We start from the raw sequence: 16874 nt of genomic DNA, 5'->3' as shown, positions 1-16874 counted from the left end.
CCAATAACAGGCGCCGTGCCGGCGCGGCGTACAGAAAGGGGGCAGGCCTGCGCCAGGCGCCATTGCAGAGGCCGCGCCGGGCGGCCACCGGAGCCGGAAAGCGGCAGCTGGCACAGCCCTTGCAAATTCATACTGGGAACTTTTTATAACTCAAGATAAATAAGCCAGCCCCGACTGGCATGCCTTCTTCGCACTCGATCTGCCGAACCGAACGCACCTTCAAACTGCATCGAGGAATCCGCAATGGAACAGGCAACTCCTACGCTGGAAGAGCTCAACCAGCTCGTCCAGATGTCCGGCACCATCAACATGGAAATCTTCTACTGGTGGTGCATCGCGCTGATGATGGTGATCCACGCCGGCTTCCTGTCGTACGAGATCGGTGCCTCGCGCCTGAAGAACGTGCTGACCGCCGGGGTAAAGAACATCCTCGCCTTCGCCTTCATCGTCCCCACCTTCTTCTTCTTCGGCTGGTTCATCTACAACGGCTTCGCAGGCGGCTTCGTCCTCGACATGGAAGCCGCCTCGGCCGCCCTGCCGTGGAGCCAGAGCATGGGGCCGAACATCAGCGACAACGCCACCGGGATCTTCTGGGGGGCGTTTGCGCTGTTCGCCGCCACCACCGCCTCGATCATGTCCGGCGCTCTCATCGAGCGCACCCGCATGAGCGCCTTCATCATCCTCGCCGTCATCCTCGGCTCGGTGGTGTGGATCCTCGGCGCGGCCTGGAGCTGGCACCCGACCGGCTGGCTGACCACCCAGTGGGGCTTCCATGACGTCGGTGCGGCGGGCTGCGTGCACATGATCGCCGGCTTCTTCACCCTCGGCGTGGTGATCAACGTCGGCGCGCGGATCGGCCGCTTCAACGCCGACGGCAGCGCCAACAGCATCACCGGCCACAGCATGCCGATGAGCGTGATCGGCCTGATGCTGGTGATCGTCGGCTTCTTCGGCTTCCTCGGCGGCTGCATCATCTTCAACGTCGGCGGCCAGTGGACCAACATCTACGGCCAGCCGGCGACGCTCTCCGGTTTTGCCTTCAACACCCTGATGGGTTTTGCCGGCGGCCTGATCGGCGCCTACCTGACCACCCGCGAACCCTTCTGGATGATGTCCGGCGGGCTGATCGGGATCATCTCGGTGGCGCCGGGCCTGGACGTCTACTACCCGCCGCTGGCCTACGTGATCGGCATGGGCGTGGCCGCCAGCGCACCGCTGGTGCACAAGTTCCTGGTCAAGCGGCAGATCGACGACGCCGTCGGCGCCTTCGCCGTACACGGTTTCGCCGGCTTCGCCGGGCTGACCCTGAGCGGCATCTTCCTCAGCGGCTACCCGAACATGGGTGAAGGCGTGCCGCCGGTGAACTTCCTCGGCCAGTTCGGCGGCGCCGTGGTGCTCGGTCTGCTCGGCTTCATCCCCGGCTACCTGATCTCCCTGGCGATGAAGAAGATGGGCGTGCTGCGGGTTCCGGCACATGCCGAAGAACGCGGCCTGGACCTCACCGAAGTACCGGCGCAGGCCTACCCGGAGTGGGCACTGACCGGCGCCAGCACCACCTACGTCAGCACCGACAGCGCCAGCGCGACCCTGGTGGTGGCGGAAGTCAAAACCGTCTGATCACCCTTGCGCGCGGTCCCGTACCGCGCGCCATTCTTCAGGAGCAATGCCATGAGCAGTCCGATCAGCAGTTGGGAAGGTGCCAGCGCCATCTTCACCTTCGCCGACAAGCCCGCCGTCACCGTCACCATCGTGGTGATCGCCGTGGCCCTCACCGTCTTCGCCGTCTGGGCGACCATTCGCCACGAGAAGCACAGCTACAACAGTCCCATGACCAAGAAGTGAGCCGTACGGGCCGGCGCGCAGGCGTCGGCCCGGCGGATACCAGCATGCTCAGTCCGATCTTCCGCCTCGCCACACCCCCGACTCTCGGCCTGCAGGCCATCGCCTTCAGCCTCCACTCACTCGACAACCGCCACTACGGCAGCGCCCTCACGGCGCGCCTTGGCGAGTTGCAGGCAGCGTTCGATGTCCATGCCAGCCGCCAGCGGATGCAGGGTTTCGACCAGCTACGCCAGCGCCTCGGCCGCTCGCCCAGACGCTTCCCGGCGTCCCCCCAGGCGCTGCTCGAGGTGTATCTGCGCAATGGCGCACTGCGCCCGATCTCGCCCATCGTCGATCTCTACAACCAGTGGTCGCTGAACAGCGGCCTGTCGATCGGCGCCCACGACCTGCAGCGCCTGCAGCTGCCGGTGAGCCTGACCCTGGCCCGCGGCGGCGAGCCCTTCCAGCCACTGGGCAGCGAACGCAACGAAGCCCTGCCGGCCGGCGAGTACGCCTATCTCGACGGCGCCGGCCAGGTGCTCTGCCGCATGGAATACCGCCAGTGCGCCGCCACCGCCCTGCAACCGGAAAGCAGCGCCGTACTGTTCATCGTCCAGGGCCACCCGCAAACCGATCCGGACTACCTGAGCCAATGCGCCCAGGCGCTGAAGCACGACCTGCTGCGCTGCTGCACCGGCAGCATCAATCGCGTCGCCTGAACGACAGAGGTAAGCCATGGCCCTGATCAATCGCTTTGCCACACCCAGCCGACCTGCGCCCGACTGGCGCCAGCACCTGCTCGCCGGGCAGATCGAGGCCGCGCTGGAGATGGATGCCCCGGACATGCCAGCGGCGCTGCGCGAATGCCTGCTGCGTGGCAGCCGGCCAGCCCAGCCGCAGACCGATACCGGCGCACTGGAGCCCCTGCTGGCGCGGCTGCAGTCGCTGCAGCGGCATGCACTGCAGGCGGTGGATCAGGTCGAGGGCACTTTCGCCGAGATTGCCGCGCGCTGCGCCGAGCAGTTGAGCTTCGTCGGCCAGACCCGCGGCTTCGTCGACGACAGCGGCCACAGCGCCGAACAGCTGCGCCTGGCCATGCAGGCCGAGCTGACGGCCACCCGCGTCTTCTTCGGCGAGCGCCTGAACGCTCTGGTGCAGCTGATCGAAGAACGCTCGCAGGCCTCTCGACAGGTCATCGATGCCATCGACAACATCGGCCGCACAGTGCAGCTGCTCTCGCTCAATGCCTCCATCGAGGCAGCGCACGCCGGCGAGGCCGGGCGTGGCTTCGCAGTGGTCGCCAACGAGATCCGCGACCTCGCCCTGCGCACCCAGGAGAACGCCCGTCAGGCCTACCGCCAGATCGACCTGGGCGTACTCGGCGAACAGCTCGAAGACCTGCTGCGCAGCTCCGAGGAGCGCCTGGCGCAACTGGGCGAGCGCGTCGGCGAGTCCCTCGCCACCCTGCACGGCCTGCTCAGCCAGACCGGCGCCCAGCTCGGCGAAATCGAATCCAACAACCGCGTGATCAGCGCCGGCGTCGGCCTCGGCATGGCCGTCGACCAGCACCTGCGCAACCGCGGCAATTGGAGCCAGGGCCTGCTCGCCGATCTTCATCATCTGTATGCCGAACAACCGCCGACTGAGCGTGCGCAAGCCCTGCAGCGTCTGCTCGGCGAGGAAAAGCTCGGCGCCCTGCCCGACCGCCTGCAACGCATCCGCGAGCGCGGCCTGATCCGCATCGCCATCGAGCCGCAATTCAAGGGCCTGTCCTTCCGCGACGCGCCCGGCCGCCCGCTGCGCGGACTGGACGCCGAGCTGGCGCAGGCCTTCGCCCACTGGCTGGGGGTGCGCTGCGAATTCGTCGAGCATCCCTGGGATCGCTGCCTGCAACTGCTGGAGTGCGGCGGCCAGCGTCGCGAGGCCGAGGTCGACCTGGTCTGGAGCGCGCTACCGCCCATGCCCGGCTACGCCGAGGTGGCCTTCTCCGATCCCTACGTGTTCCTGCCCTACGTACTCGCCCGCCGCGCCGGCGACAGCCGCATCAACAGCCTCGAAGACCTGCAGGGCCGGGTACTGGGCTGCGTCAACGACCCCGCCGCCCTGGCCGTGCTGGAAAACCTCGGCCTGCGCTGGCAGGCCAACCTGCAGCAGCCCGGCGGCCGCGTGCAGCTGGCCAATCTGCTGGCCTACAACGACCAGAGCCAGATCCACCGCTGCCTGCTCGACGGCGTGGTGGACGCCTTCGCCATCGACCTGCCGATCTACCACTGGGCCTGCTACGGCAGCGACAGCCCCTGGCGCGGCCAACTGGAAATCCTCCCCGGCAACCTGGCCGGCGAGCTCTGGTTCTACTCCGCCGCCGTGGCCCGCAAACCACAGAACGCCAGCCTGCTGCAGGCCCTCAACCAGTTCATCGCCAGCTACCGCAACAGCCGCGACTACCGCGACCTGACCCAGCGCTGGCTGGGCCAGACCTACAACGACCCCAACTGGAGCTTTGCCAGCGGTGTGCATGCGCGCTGTGCCGGGGTCGAGGTGGTGTGACGCCGGAACGGCAAGATGGCGGCAGGAGGCCATCTCGTAGGGCGCAATAAGCGCAGTGCATTGCGCCGATTTGTGGGAAACCGTGGTCTGTCCCCGATAGCTGCCTTATTCCCCGAAGACGCAAAGTTTCACGCCGTCCTTGTATATCGAGCAGGAGAAGGGCTCAGGTTGTACCTGTGCATAGAAGCCGGGCCTCAACTTCTGCGTTTCCTCGGTGAAATAGGCTGCCACCTTCGCTTCATCGGCGCTGCGAAGTCCGACAGCGAGGCCCATTGCCCCCGTCTGGCTGGTAGGCACCTGCCGGTCGAGCAGTTCTTCTTTCGTAGCGTAACGGGCCCTGGCAACGGTCTTGTACGCGCTCAGCTTGGGACCGGAAGCCAATCGTTCGAAGGCGACCAGGTTCGTCACCCTGGTGTTCTGCTCGAACTCATCCTCAAAGGCGGCCATCTGGGCATCCGCGTAATCATCCGCCGCGCGTCGGACGTCCTTCTCGATGCTGACCAGGTAATCGACCTGGCCTTTTCTCAGGGCCTGGTCGTCACGCGCGCGTGCCAGATTTTCCTGCGCGTATTGCTTGGTCTTCGCCACTTCCTTGACCAGATACTCGACGTTGGCCGAAAGACTCTTGACGAGGTAATCCTGCTCGCCCGCCGCCTGGGCCCGGGCCAGCTCGGCTTTTTCCTGTTCGAGTTCCCGCTCCGCGGTCGCTATTGATCGTTCATAGCTGGCGTTGACCCGCCCCACCGCCTCGACCGCGTCGTGATAGGACGCTTCGGCCTGCTGACGGGTCCTGGCATAGCTTTGCAGCAGCGACTCCTTTTTCATCGCTACCTCGGCGGTTTTCACCGCCATCGCGCGCTCAACCACAGCGCTGGAAAGCTCGAAGGTGCACAGCACGGTCACAGTGACGTTGTCGCTGGCATCCGCCACGGACTCCCATTGCTGATCGTCACACTCCTCTCGTCTGTCGAGAAGAACGCCAACCTTGTGCCTGCCCCCGTCGTACTTCGCATCTCGCACCGCTTCCACGTTCGAATCGGAGCATCCTTGCAGCCAGAGCATGGAGAGGCCAAGACAGAAAGATCCGAATTTGTACATACACTGCAACTCCTTGGTTCATGCAGAGATGGATAACGATAAAACGGGGCCAGCTCAATCTGAGCCCTTTCAGGATTTTAGGTAGCTTGAGACAGGAACTGCAGATGGCGCCATCACGCCACCTCGTAACTGTTAGGGCACCATAAGTGCAGCGCATTGCGCCGAGCCTTGGAAAACCGTGGTCTGTCCCCGATTACTTGTTTCGCTGGCTATGAAATCGAAATAGTAGAATGCTGAAGCCTGCTCGATATTCATGTGCAGTGCCTAACGCCGCCAGCACGCGCGGCTTTGCAGTGAAGCCGAAGGCGCAACGAAAAAGCCGTCGCCGTGCCTCGCCTTGTTAGAAAGATTTTGTTTCTTCGATCCAGACATCTTTTATCCAATGTTTTACTGATGGCCATTTCGCTCCAGACAGATCTTGCATGTCATGGGACCAGAACACGACAACTCCGTCCTTAGTCACACAATAGAAATCGGCGTTGTCGTGACATATTGGAATTAAATCACGTGGGACACCCCAATCTGACCAGGCGTGAGAAGCAACTCTGTCCAAGTGTGTATGTGAGTCGGGGGCCGTGATTGTGACTGGCTCAAACGGGCCGAATACGACATCTGAAAGCTCGAGCAAATAACGGCGAAACTCAGGGTGAAAAGAGACATCTAACCTTGACTCTGCCGCTGCCACTTCGTGCTCACTAGGCAGGCGTAATGGTTTCGGCACCTCTTCGCTCAATTGCCTGAGCTCAATTGCAACTTGCTCGAATGTCACGGTGCCTCCTTTCTAACGTTTGGTTAAGGGGCGGGCTTTAGCCCGTCCCAGTGAGCGAAGCGAACGGTTTGAACCAGTTGTTAGGCGTCATGTCGCAGGCCAGCCATTTGACGAAGTTAGTTCAAGAAGGTGTTGCAGTGCTATCTGGTTATGCTCTGCTAGCTGTGTACTTGAGACGAAATTCTTTAACTGTGCCTGCACCAGATTAGCGGTCTCTGCTGATGTTATTGATTCCTCAATGATGCTACAAGCGCCGGCACAAACTTCATAATTTCCGGTTAGTGCCAGCTCTACAAGCTCCGGTAAAATGGCTTCACAGTTGAATTCACTTAGAGCATAAACAAGCGTTCCCCGATGATTAACGTTCTCAGGCTTAGCGATTGCTCTAAGTAGTGGTTCTACTGCGCTGGCATCCTGAATGTCCATCAAGTCTAAAGCTGCCTTATCTCGAACAGATGAGTCAGGGGATTCTAGATCTTGGATAAGTGCCTGAAGTTCACGCATATCTGATTGATGCCTAACGCCGCCAACAGCGGCCGAGCGTAGCGAGGTCCAGCGCACGCAGTGCGCGATGCTGCTTGGCCTTGTTAAGCATTTGGCACCTTGCTTGATTCAATAACACCCACAGCTACGACTCTAGATCCTTCACGGATACCGAATTGCGCACCCTCTGGAAAGTTTCCACCAGAGTATTTTATAAGGTTATTGGAGACCACAATTTTGCACATAGCGCTCTCACCTGGTGCTACTTGACCACCCTCGAAAACATAGCGAGCATCCCAATCTGTGCATGTCTCTCCGTCTATATGCCATAAAAATTGCCCTCTATAGTCGTCGAATATCGGGCCCTTTCTGCCACCGAACTCAGTTTCTATGACGAATACTTTGGCGGAAAGGTGATAGTCAGTAAATTCTTCGTATTTGGTCATGATGCTTAACAGTGATTAGACCGCGTGCAGTGTTAATGCATAACGGTCGCGCCTATATAACTCCGATTTTTCGGAGATGCGTTTTTGGAAAAATCTCTTTCAAAGCAATCACTCAGACGCTTTGCTAAAGGACCGGCTGCATTCGCTTGACGTCTGCTTTTTGTGAATCCATTACTACTGTTCACCCAGCATGGGCAAAAAACGGCGACCGACCGCGATTCATCACAAAAACTGCACTACCTCGCAGCACATTAAAATCGCGCTCGACAGTGAATCCTGGTGGTTTTTGATACTGGCGGGGGTTCGGCGGCTGTCCGGCCCCGGAGGAGGATGGCGTGCGTTCCCTGCTGGCCCGAGGTTAGTCCAGGCCTGTGGTCGCACTCAAGCGGGTTGGGGAATAAAGCCGGCGGGTTGAAGTTTTTCCGCGCACATCCCTTCGGCGGTGCGGCGCAAGCGCCCTCCACTACCCCAGCAGATACTCCAACACCCACTCGACCAACCGCTGCCCCGCCTTGTAGCTGGCAGCCGGCTGGGCCAGCAGGTCGGTGGGCGATTGCACCCAGGGTTGGCCGGGCTGGAGTTCGTCGGGGAATGCCTTGATCAGTGCCTGGATGATGTCTTCGGTCATCTCCGGGTGGCACTGCAGGCCGATGACGCGGCTGCCGTACTGGAAGGCCTGGTTGCTGCAGGCGTCGCTGAGTGCCAGGCGCACGGCTCCTGGTGGCAGTTCGAAGGTTTCGCCGTGCCAGTGGAACAGCAGCTCGCGTTCGGGGAAGGCGAAGCAGCCATCAGGGCTGACGCCGCTGCGCCAGACGCTGAACCAGCCGATCTCCTTCAGCGGGTTGGCTTTGACTCGCGCGCCCAGGGCGCTGGCGATCAGTTGGGCGCCCAGGCAGATGCCGAGCACCGCGATGCCGGCGTCGATCGCTTCACGCAGGAAGCGCTTTTCCTCGATCAGCCAGGGCAGGCTCGCTTCGTCGTTGACGCTCATCGGCCCGCCCATGACCACGATCAGGTCGAGGCCGGCTAGCGGCGGCAGGCAGGCGTCGGCCTGATGGAAGCGGGTGTAGTCGAGCTGCGCGCCACGGCTGGCGAACCAGTCGCGCATGCTACCGATGTCTTCACAGGGCAAATGCTGCAGTACCTGCACTCTCATGACGGCGCCCCTCCCCGATCCGTCAGGCCAGCGGCGTATCGCTGACCAGCTTGAGTCCGACCACCCCGCCGACGATCAGCGCCAGGCAGGCGATGCGCGCGATATGCGTCGGCTCGTCGAGTGCCAGCATGCCGTAGATCGCGGTGCCCACCGCGCCGATGCCGACCCACACCGCGTAGGCGGTGCCTACCGGCAAGGTGCGCATCGCCAGGGCCAGCAGGTACAGGCTGAGGATGATGAAGGATGCGCAGTAGAGCGTCGGCCACAGCCGGGTGAAGCCCTGGGTGCGCGGGATCACCGCGGCGTAGCAGATCTCGGCGATGCCGGCGCAGAGCAAAAATCCCCAGCCACCGTTGAGCCAGCTGAACATGGGTACGCTCCCGGATTAGAAAAACTGTGGGGCCGGAACAGGTGGCGGCAACATCCCTGTCGCTGCCTGTTCCCGCCCCAGGGAACACGGGTTGCGCGAGGGCTCAGCCCTTCGCGGTGCGCTTGGTCTTCTGCGGATCGTCGAACGGCAGGCTGTGGGCAATCGCCGCCACCGTCAGGCTGCCGCGCACCTCCAGCGCGCTGCCCTGCTCGGCGTAGGCCACATCCATTCGGGCGATGGCCATGGACTTGCCGGTCAGCCGCGAATACATCGGGCAGGTGATGACGCCCACCTGGCGGCCATCGGCCCAGAGAGTGTCGCCCGGCTCGGCAGCCTGCTCGCCCTGCAGCAGCACGCCGAAGATGCGGAAGCGCTCCTTGCCCTTGAGCCGCGCATGCTCCAGGCCGCCACGGAACTCGCCCTTGGTCGGCGAGACGGTGAAGTCCAGGCCCAGCTCCCAGAGCGTGTCGCCAGCCGGCTGGTCGGCGAAGGGGTACATCTCGGAATTGTCGTAGGGATAGAACAGCAGGTAGCTCTCCACCCGCAGCCAGTCCAGCGCGGTGAAGGCGCAGGGGATGATGCCCAGAGGCTTGCCCAGCTCGAGAATGCTGTCCCAGATCAGCGGCGCGTCGGCGGCCTTGCAGAAGATTTCGTAGCCGCGCTCGCCGGTGTAGCCGGTGCGCGAGATCATCACCGGGCAGCCGAACAGGCGCGTCTGCAGGTGGTGGAAGTACGGCAGCTCGCGGATGCCCGGCACGTGCTCGGCGAGGAACTCCACCGCGAGCGGCCCCTGCAGCGAAAGGTCGTGCAGATCGTCATCGAACAGCACCGCAACCTGGCGACCCTGGGCCGAGCGCAGCAGCATCTCGTAGCCCTGGCCGGCACCGTGCACGACCATGAAGGCATTAGGCCCGGTGCGGTAGATCACGCAGTCGTCGATGAACTTGCCGGCCTCGTTGAGCATGGTCGCGTAGACCGACTTGCCCGGATAGATCTTCGAGATGTCGCGGGTGGTGGCGTACTCGAGCAGGCTCTGCGCGTGCGGGCCGACGTAGTGGACCTTCTTCAGCCCGGACACGTCCATCAGCCCGGCGCGGGTGCGGATCGCCTCGTGGGCGTCGGCCAGATCGACCGCTTCGTAGGTCCAGGCGGTGCCCATGCCGTTCCAGTCTTCGAGTGCCGAACCCAGCGCGCGGTGGCGCTCGGCGAGGGCGGAAATGCGCCATGATGTGGCCATGTGAGTCTCCTTCGGATGTGGGTGCGCCGCGCACGGCGCCGGGTTCGAATTCAGGCGGCGACGGCTTCGGGGTCGAACTGCGCGAGCCAGTCCACCACCGTCTGCCGGTACAGGCTCAGGCCCTTGTAGTCGGCGATGGCCTCGGGCAGGTCGCGCAGCACCCGGTGCAGGCGGCAGGCCCAGGCCGGGTTGCTGGCCAGCTCCTCGAGGCTGATCAGGTAGGTGCGGATGCCGAACAGCAGCGCGTTGCTGCGCGGCAGGCGCGGCATGAACTGCAGCTCGACGCGCAGGTGGACCTTGCGCGCGACGTTCTCGGGGGTGATCTGGCTGCGCTCGTGGCCCCACTCGTGGAAGGTCTCCGAGGAGGTGTCCAGGCGCGGGTTGATGGTCATGGTCCAGTTCAGCCGGCGCACCGGGTGGTCGACCTGGATGTTCAGCAGGTACTTCAGCGCCCGTTCGAACACGCCCATCTGGTGCGCCATCGGCACCGGCGCGTGCCACTGGGTGAAGCTCATGCCGGCGTCGAACTTGATCGACCAGTCCGCCGGGCAGGTGACCATGCCGGCGTCCATGTAGAGGTTGCCGTCGCGCTGGTCGAGCACGGCGAAGTCGCCCTGGACCTGGCGGGTGATGTACTCCAGCGGCTCGCAGGGCAGGCTCGCCGGGTCGCCGAAGGTGAAGCGCTGTTCGATCTGCAGCGGGCGGTTGATCCACAGCCAGTCGCTGCCCTCGCGGCGCAACTCGAAGTGCTCCGGGTAGTCGGCGGCCAGGTGCTCCATCAGCATCTCCAGGGTGTCCCAGGCGGCCTGGGCCATGTGCGGCATCACCAGGCAGCGGTCAGGGTCCTTCTCCAGCACCAGCGCACGCTCGGCCATTTCGGAGAGGTAGTGCTCGTCGATATCGAACCAGTGGGCGAACACCGAGCCCGGCTCGCGCGGGGTGGCCGGCTCGATGTTCACCGAATACATGTAGCTGTCTTCGGCGAAGGGAAAGGGAAAACGGCGGATCGCCTCGGCGCTGTTGGCGAAGCTGAAATCGTCGCGATAGCTTTCCAGCGGCTTGAAGGTGACGGGCATGGTGAACTCCTAGAGATCGAGCAACAGCGCGCTGCCGCAACGGCCGCGCGAGACACAGGGCATGAGGTGGGTAGCGCGCTCGGCAGCACCGAGGAAGGCGTCGCGGTGTTCCACCTCGCCGTCCAGGTAGCGCGTGTCGCACTGGCCGCAGACACCGCCGCGGCAGAGGTTGGGCACCTCGACGCCGGCCTGCTCCAGTGCTTCCAGCAGGCTGAAGTCGCTGCCTACCGCCACCCGTTTGCCGCTGCGCGCCAGCTGCGCGACGAAGGGCTGCCCCGGCTCGGGCGCGGCGAAGACTTCCCAGTGCACGCGACTGGCTGGCCAACCCAGCGCGGCAGCCTGTTCGCGCACCGCCTCGATCAGGCTTTGCGGGCCGCAGACGTAGACGTGGCTGCCCAGCGGTTGCTCGCCAAGCAGGCGCGGCAGGTCGAGAAAGCAGCCGGCCTCGGCGTCGTAGCAGCTCAGCCGCTCGCCCAGCTCGGCCTGCAGCTGCTGGCGATAGGCGTCGGTCAGCCCGCCGCGGAAGGCGTAATGCAGGCTGAAGTCGGCACCGCGGGCGCGCAGCTCGGGCAGGTAGGAAAGAAACGGCGTGATGCCGATGCCGCCGGCGATCAGCAGGTGCCGGCGTGCCTGGCTGCTCGGCGAGAACAGGTTGGCCGGCGGCGACAGCTGCAGCCGATCGCCCTCCTTCACCTGCTCGTGCATGAAGCGCGAGCCACCGCGGGATTCGTCCTGCAGGCGCACGGCGATGCGGTAGTGACCGCGCTCGGTCGGGTCACTGAGCAGCGAATAGGCGTTGCGCAAGGTGCGCTCGGCCAGCGGCATGTGCACCACCACGTGGCTGCCGGCGGAGAAGCCCGGCAAACGCCCCTGCAGCGGCTCGAAGGTGAATTCGCGCACCACCGGCGTGAGCTGGCGCACCGCGGCCACCCGGACCTCGATGGCGGCGCTCATGGCCGCACCTCCGCGCGCGGCAGGTTGGGGTCGCTGCACACGCCCATGTACGCCCCCAGGCGGCGGGAGAAGTGCGTGCGCACCAGCAGCTGCACGCCGCAGCAGGTGCACTCGGAGAGGGCCTCATCAGTGATGTCCTGGAAGGTCGCGCAGTGCACGCAGTACAGCCGGCGTCGGGCGCCGGTGCGGAACAGCTCGATCTCCTCGTCGAGCAGCCCGGCCTCCTCGGCCAACTGGCGGCAGTCCCAGAGGAACACTTCGTCGCCGCACAGGTACAAGCGGGTGCCGACCGGGGCCGTCGCCAGCAGTGTCTGCAGGCGCGCGCGCAGCAGCTGTGGCCCGGCGAAGGCTTCGACGGAATCAAGCGCAACGGGATCGACAGCCGATTCGCCCAGCACCAGCACCTGCAGCGGCTCGGCGAATTGCGCCAGGGCGGCCTGCAGGGCATTTACCTCCGGCTGCACGAGCGACTGGCTGACCAGCAGCCGGCGCGTGGCCGGGACGGGTTGCGGCTGCTGCTGGTAGAGCGGCGTGCTGGCCATCGCCTGCGGCGCATCGGTAGTCATGGAAGCCTCCTCTGGTGACGGGCCCGATTCATCGGTGAGAGGGCGTTTCGCCCCTGAAATTAAATTCCTGATAGGAACTTTTTGTTCTTTTAAAGAAAGCATGGAGCATGCCAGGAATGCGCTGTCCCTTGATCTGCAAGGGCTTGCCGGCGGATGCCGGCAAAAGCCGCAGAACGCAGCCCTGGTCAGCCGGCATTTCTGCACAAGCGCGGCTCACCGCGACCGGCAAACAGCCCAAAACGGCGCAGCGCGGACGGCGTTTGTGCAGGGTCTTTGTGGTGGGGTGGATGGTCGGGTTGCGGTGGACGAACAAGGCGTCGTCCACCCTACGGGTCGCGAACGGTCGGTCGTAGGGTGGATGGTCGCAGCCATCCACCATCGCGGGGTCGTGGTGGACGAACACGGCGTCGTCCACCCTACGGGTCGCGAACGGTCGGTCGTTCGTAGGGTGGATGGCCGAAGCCATCCACCATCGCGGGGTCGTGGTGGACGAACACGGCGTCGTCCACCCTACGAATCGCGAACGGTCGGTCGTTCGTAGGGTGGATGGCCGAAGCCATCCACCATCGCGGGGTCGTGGTGGACGAACACGGCGTCGTCCACCCTACGGGTCGCGAACGGTCGGTCGTTCGTAGGGTGGATGGTCGAAGCCATCCACCATCGCGGAGTTGCGGTGGACGAACACGGCGTCGTCCACCCTACGAGATGCACAAAGCACGACGCCGGGCGGTGCCCGGCGTCGTTCATTCCCACAGTGTCAGTTGCTGTAGGCGCGCTCGTTGTGCTCGCCCAGATCCAGGCCCATCTCCTCGACTTCCGGGCTGACGCGCAGGCCGATCAGGCGGTCGAGCAGCTTGAGGATCAGCCAGCTGATGACGAAGCAGTAGACGAAGGTGAACAGCACGCCCTTGAGCTGGGCCCACAGCTGCAGACCGATCTGCGTGCCCTCGACGTAGCCGCCCAGGGCCGGCGCGCAGAACACCCCGGTAAGCAGCGCGCCGACGATGCCACCGATGCCGTGCAGGCTGAACACATCGAGGGTGTCGTCATAGCCCAGGCGCTGCTTCAGCTGGCTCACGGCGAGGAAGCAGGCCGCGCCGCTGAGCAGGCCGATCACCAGCGCACCGCCAGGGCCGACATAGGCGCAGGCCGGGGTGATGCCGATCAGCCCGGCGAGCGCCCCGGAAGCCAGACCCAGCGCACTCGGCCGGCCGACGCGCAGTACCTCGATGAGCATCCAGCCGACGATCCCGGCGCAGGCGCCGAGCTGGGTATTGAGCATCACCACGCCGGACAGGCCGTTGACCGCCACGCCCGAGCCGATGTTGAAGCCGAACCAGCCGACCCACAGCAGCGCCGCGCCGATCAGGGTGAACACCAGGTTGTGCGGCGGCATGTGCTGCTGCGGATAGCCCTTGCGCTTGCCCAGCACCAGACAGGCGGCGAGCGCGGCGACACCGGAGTTGATGTGCACCGCGGTGCCGCCGGCAAAGTCCAGCACACCCCAGTTGTGCATCAGCGCGCCAGGCCCACCCCAGACCATGTGCGCCATGGGCGCGTAGACCAGGGTGAACCAGAGCGCCATGAACAGCAGCGCGGCGACGAACTTCATGCGCTCGGCGAAGGCGCCAGCGATCAGCGCCGGGGTAATGATCGCGAAGCTCATCTGGAAGGTCACGAACACGCCTTCGGGCATGCCCAGTACCAGGCTTTCGCTGGTCATGCCGTTGAGCATCAGGTGCGACAGGCCACCAACGAAGCTGTTCAGCGTGTACTCGCCCGCGACCATCCCGGTGGTGTCGATCACCAGGCTGTAGCCATAGACCACGAAGAGGATGCCGACCACGCCCGCCACGGCGAAGCACTGGGTGAACAACGAGAGCATGTTCTTGGCGCGGACCATGCCGCCATAGAACAGCGCCAGGCCCGGCAGGCACATGCATAGCACCATCAGGGTGGCGGTCATCATCCAGGCGGTGACGCCGGTATCCAGCGTCGCTTCATCGGCCAGCGCAAGCGGCGCGAGAAGCATCAGCGGCAAGGCGCGCGCAACGGCGCGTGCAACAGGTTTGAGCGACATCTGCAAGCTCCTAAACGGGAATGAACACGGCGTTCTGCGCCGCTTCCAGGGTGTTTTCCAGCAGACAGGCGATGGTCATCGGCCCCACCCCACCAGGCACCGGGGTGATCCAGGCGGCGCGCTCGCGGGCCTCCTGGAAACACACGTCGCCAGTCAGGCTGCCGTCGCCCAGACGATTGATGCCGACATCGATCACCACCGCGCCGGGCTTGATCCACTCGCCGCGGATCAGCCCGGGCACCCCGGTGGCGACCACCAGGATGTCGGCCTGGCGCACCAGCGCCGGCAGGTCACGGGTCTGCTTGTGGGCGATCAGCACGGTGGCCTCGGCGCTCAGCAGCTCCAGCGCCATCGGCCGGCCGACGATGTTCGAGGCGCCGACCACCACCGCCAGCTTGCCGCGGCAGTCGATCTGCGCGCTGTCGAGCAGGCGCATGCAGCCCTTCGGGGTACAGGGCCGCAGCGCCGGAAAGCCGGCCGCCAGGCGACCGAGGTTTTCCGCGTGGAAGCCGTCGACGTCCTTGCCCGGACGAATCCGCGCCAGCACCCGCTGCACGTTGATCTGCGCCGGCAGCGGCAGCTGCACCAGGATGCCGTCGACCTGAGGATCGCGATTGAGCCGGTCGATCAGCTCGAGCAGCGCCTCCTCGCTGGCCTGCGCATCCAGGCGGTGGCTGTAGGAGCGGATGCCGGCCTCCTCACAGGCCTTGATCTTGTGCCGCACGTAGACCTGCGAGGCCGGGTCCTCGCCGACCAGCACCACCGCCAGGCCCGGCGCCTGGCCGCCGTGGGCGATGCGCTCGGCCACCTCGGCGGCGACCCGCGCGCGGACCTGCAGTGCCAGGGCACGGCCATCCAGCAGCCGGGCCGCGCCGACCGCACTTGGTGGGCTTTCGAGAGTGGGCGCGTTCATCCTAGTAGCCCTGCCCCGGCACCCAGCGGGTACCGGCCAGCGGCACGCGGGCCATGGCGGCGGATTCCACGGTCAGCGCGACCAGGTCCTCGGGGTCGAGGTTGAGCAGGTGCGACTTGCCGCAGGCGCGGGCCATGGTCTGCGCTTCCAGCACCAGCACCCGCAGGTAGTTGGCCAGCCGACGGCCGCCTTCCACCGGGTCGAGGCGCTTGCTCAGCTCCGGGTCCTGGGTGGTGATGCCGGCCGGATCGCGGCCGTTCTGCCAGTCGTCATAGAAACCGGCGGCCGAGCCGATCTTCTTCAGCTCCTCGTCCAGACGCGGATGGTTGTCGCCCAGGGCGATCAGCGCGGCAGTGCCGATGGCCACCGCATCGGCGCCCATGGCCATCGCCTTGGCCACGTCGGCGCCGGTGCGAATGCCGCCGGAGACGATCAGCTGCACCTTGCGGTGCATGTCCATCTCCTGCAGCGCCTGCACCGCCTGCGGAATGGCCGAGAGGATCGGGATGCCGACGTGCTCGATGAACACTTCCTGGGTCGCCGCGGTGCCGCCCTGCATGCCGTCGAGCACGATCACGTCGGCGCCGGCCTTCACCGCCAGCTTGACGTCGTAGTACGGCCGGCTGGCGCCGATCTTCACGTAGATGGGTTTTTCCCAGTCGGTGATCTCGCGCAGCTCGGCGATCTTGATCGCCAGGTCATCCGGGCCGGTCCAGTCCGGGTGGCGACAGGCGCTGCGCTGGTCGACACCGACCGGCAGGGTGCGCATGCCGGCGACCCGCTCGGTGACCTTCATCCCCAGCAGCATGCCGCCGCCACCCGGCTTGGCGCCCTGGCCGAGGACGATCTCGATGGCGTCGGCCTTGCGCAGATCGTCCGGGTTCATGCCGTAGCGCGACGGCAGGTACTGGTAGACCAGGTGCTGCGACTGGCCGCGTTCCTCCGGGGTCATGCCGCCGTCACCGGTGGTGGTGCTGGTGCCGGCGATGCTGGCGCCACGACCGAGTGCCTCCTTGGCCTGGGCCGAAAGCGCGCCGAAGCTCATGCCGGCGATGGTCACCGGGATCTTCAGGTGGATCGGCTTCTTGGCGAAGCGATTGCCCAGCACCACGTCGGTGCCGCACTTCTCGCGGTAGCCCTCCAGCGGGTAGCGCGACATGCTCGCGCCGAGCAGCAGCAGGTCGTCGAAGTGCGGCACCTTGCGCTTGGTGCCACCGCCGCGAATGTCGTAGATGCCGGTTTCCGCGGCGCGCTGGATTTCCTGGATGGTCAGGCGGTCGAAGGTGGCCGACTCGCGCAGCACCGGTGGATGTTTCTCGCTCATGAGGACTCTCCTCTGGGCCGGGACCAGGGCTGGT

The 16874-nt window shown here is 64.9% G+C and carries 18 protein-coding genes; 4 read left to right on the top strand and 14 right to left on the bottom strand.

The window, feature by feature from the left end:
• The first annotated feature begins 243 nt into the window (after positions 1-243).
• Genes DBO85_RS07610 through DBO85_RS07600 form a run of 4 tightly spaced genes read left to right on the top strand, consistent with a single transcriptional unit; the run spans position 244 to position 4368 of the window.
• Positions 244-1617 (top strand): ammonium transporter, encoded by a 1374-nt coding sequence (locus tag DBO85_RS07610; protein ID WP_108106666.1) that lies wholly within the window; start codon positions 244-246, stop codon positions 1615-1617.
• A 51-nt stretch (positions 1618-1668) separates the two neighbouring features.
• A complete protein-coding gene (locus DBO85_RS19315; protein ID WP_177429748.1) occupies positions 1669-1842 on the top strand; it encodes a hypothetical protein in 174 nt (57 codons plus the stop codon).
• A 44-nt stretch (positions 1843-1886) separates the two neighbouring features.
• On the top strand, positions 1887-2540 hold the full coding sequence (locus tag DBO85_RS07605; protein ID WP_108106665.1) for a B3/B4 domain-containing protein: 654 nt from the start codon (positions 1887-1889) through the stop codon (positions 2538-2540).
• Positions 2541-2556: 16 nt separating this feature from the next.
• Positions 2557-4368 (top strand): methyl-accepting chemotaxis protein, encoded by a 1812-nt coding sequence (locus DBO85_RS07600; RefSeq protein ID WP_108106664.1) that lies wholly within the window; start codon positions 2557-2559, stop codon positions 4366-4368.
• A gap of 105 nt (positions 4369-4473) precedes the next feature.
• Here the strand turns inward: DBO85_RS07600 and DBO85_RS07595 are convergent, their stop codons facing one another.
• From DBO85_RS07595 to DBO85_RS07530, 14 genes are all read right to left on the bottom strand, one after another.
• A complete protein-coding gene (locus DBO85_RS07595) occupies positions 4474-5466 on the bottom strand; it encodes a hypothetical protein (protein WP_108106663.1) in 993 nt (330 codons plus the stop codon).
• A gap of 340 nt (positions 5467-5806) precedes the next feature.
• A complete protein-coding gene (locus DBO85_RS07590) occupies positions 5807-6235 on the bottom strand; it encodes an SMI1/KNR4 family protein (protein ID WP_233356570.1) in 429 nt (142 codons plus the stop codon).
• Positions 6236-6322: 87 nt separating this feature from the next.
• Positions 6323-6739 (bottom strand): HEAT repeat domain-containing protein, encoded by a 417-nt coding sequence (locus tag DBO85_RS07585; protein WP_108106662.1) that lies wholly within the window; start codon positions 6737-6739, stop codon positions 6323-6325.
• A gap of 83 nt (positions 6740-6822) precedes the next feature.
• On the bottom strand, positions 6823-7164 hold the full coding sequence (locus DBO85_RS07580; RefSeq protein WP_108106661.1) for an EF-Tu C-terminal domain-related protein: 342 nt from the start codon (positions 7162-7164) through the stop codon (positions 6823-6825).
• A 463-nt stretch (positions 7165-7627) separates the two neighbouring features.
• Positions 7628-8320, bottom strand: coding sequence for a type 1 glutamine amidotransferase (locus DBO85_RS07575; protein WP_108106660.1), 693 nt, complete (start codon positions 8318-8320; stop codon positions 7628-7630).
• 22 nt (positions 8321-8342) lie between these two features.
• Entirely contained in the window at positions 8343-8690 is a 348-nt protein-coding gene (locus tag DBO85_RS07570; RefSeq protein ID WP_108106659.1) for a DMT family transporter, read from the bottom strand.
• A 103-nt stretch (positions 8691-8793) separates the two neighbouring features.
• Positions 8794-9927 carry an aminomethyltransferase family protein gene (locus DBO85_RS07565; protein ID WP_108106658.1) on the bottom strand — a complete coding sequence of 378 codons (1134 nt, stop codon included), beginning with the start codon at positions 9925-9927 and terminating at the stop codon, positions 8794-8796.
• Between the two features lie 50 nt (positions 9928-9977).
• Complete coding sequence (locus tag DBO85_RS07560; protein WP_108106657.1) at positions 9978-11003, bottom strand: heme-dependent oxidative N-demethylase family protein; 1026 nt, start codon at positions 11001-11003, stop codon at positions 9978-9980.
• A 9-nt stretch (positions 11004-11012) separates the two neighbouring features.
• Positions 11013-11957: a PDR/VanB family oxidoreductase gene (locus DBO85_RS07555; protein WP_108106656.1), complete on the bottom strand. Its 945-nt coding sequence runs from the start codon at positions 11955-11957 to the stop codon at positions 11013-11015.
• Positions 11954-12523 carry a dimethylamine monooxygenase subunit DmmA family protein gene (locus DBO85_RS07550; protein ID WP_108106655.1) on the bottom strand — a complete coding sequence of 190 codons (570 nt, stop codon included), beginning with the start codon at positions 12521-12523 and terminating at the stop codon, positions 11954-11956. Before DBO85_RS07550 ends, DBO85_RS07555 begins: the two co-directional genes overlap by 4 nt.
• 28 nt (positions 12524-12551) lie before the next feature.
• On the bottom strand, positions 12552-12926 hold the full coding sequence (locus tag DBO85_RS07545; RefSeq protein ID WP_146168185.1) for a hypothetical protein: 375 nt from the start codon (positions 12924-12926) through the stop codon (positions 12552-12554).
• Between the two features lie 354 nt (positions 12927-13280).
• Positions 13281-14603 carry an ammonium transporter gene (locus DBO85_RS07540; protein WP_108106653.1) on the bottom strand — a complete coding sequence of 441 codons (1323 nt, stop codon included), beginning with the start codon at positions 14601-14603 and terminating at the stop codon, positions 13281-13283.
• Between the two features lie 10 nt (positions 14604-14613).
• Positions 14614-15516: a bifunctional methylenetetrahydrofolate dehydrogenase/methenyltetrahydrofolate cyclohydrolase FolD gene (folD, locus tag DBO85_RS07535; protein WP_108106652.1), complete on the bottom strand. Its 903-nt coding sequence runs from the start codon at positions 15514-15516 to the stop codon at positions 14614-14616.
• A gap of 1 nt (position 15517) precedes the next feature.
• Positions 15518-16840 carry an FMN-binding glutamate synthase family protein gene (locus DBO85_RS07530; RefSeq protein ID WP_108106651.1) on the bottom strand — a complete coding sequence of 441 codons (1323 nt, stop codon included), beginning with the start codon at positions 16838-16840 and terminating at the stop codon, positions 15518-15520.
• Between the last annotated feature and the right edge of the window lie 34 nt (positions 16841-16874).

Source organism: Pseudomonas mangrovi, assembly GCF_003052585.1.
GTDB classification, from domain to species: domain Bacteria; phylum Pseudomonadota; class Gammaproteobacteria; order Pseudomonadales; family Pseudomonadaceae; genus Aquipseudomonas; species Aquipseudomonas mangrovi.
This window is presented reverse-complemented; position numbering and strand designations above follow the sequence as displayed.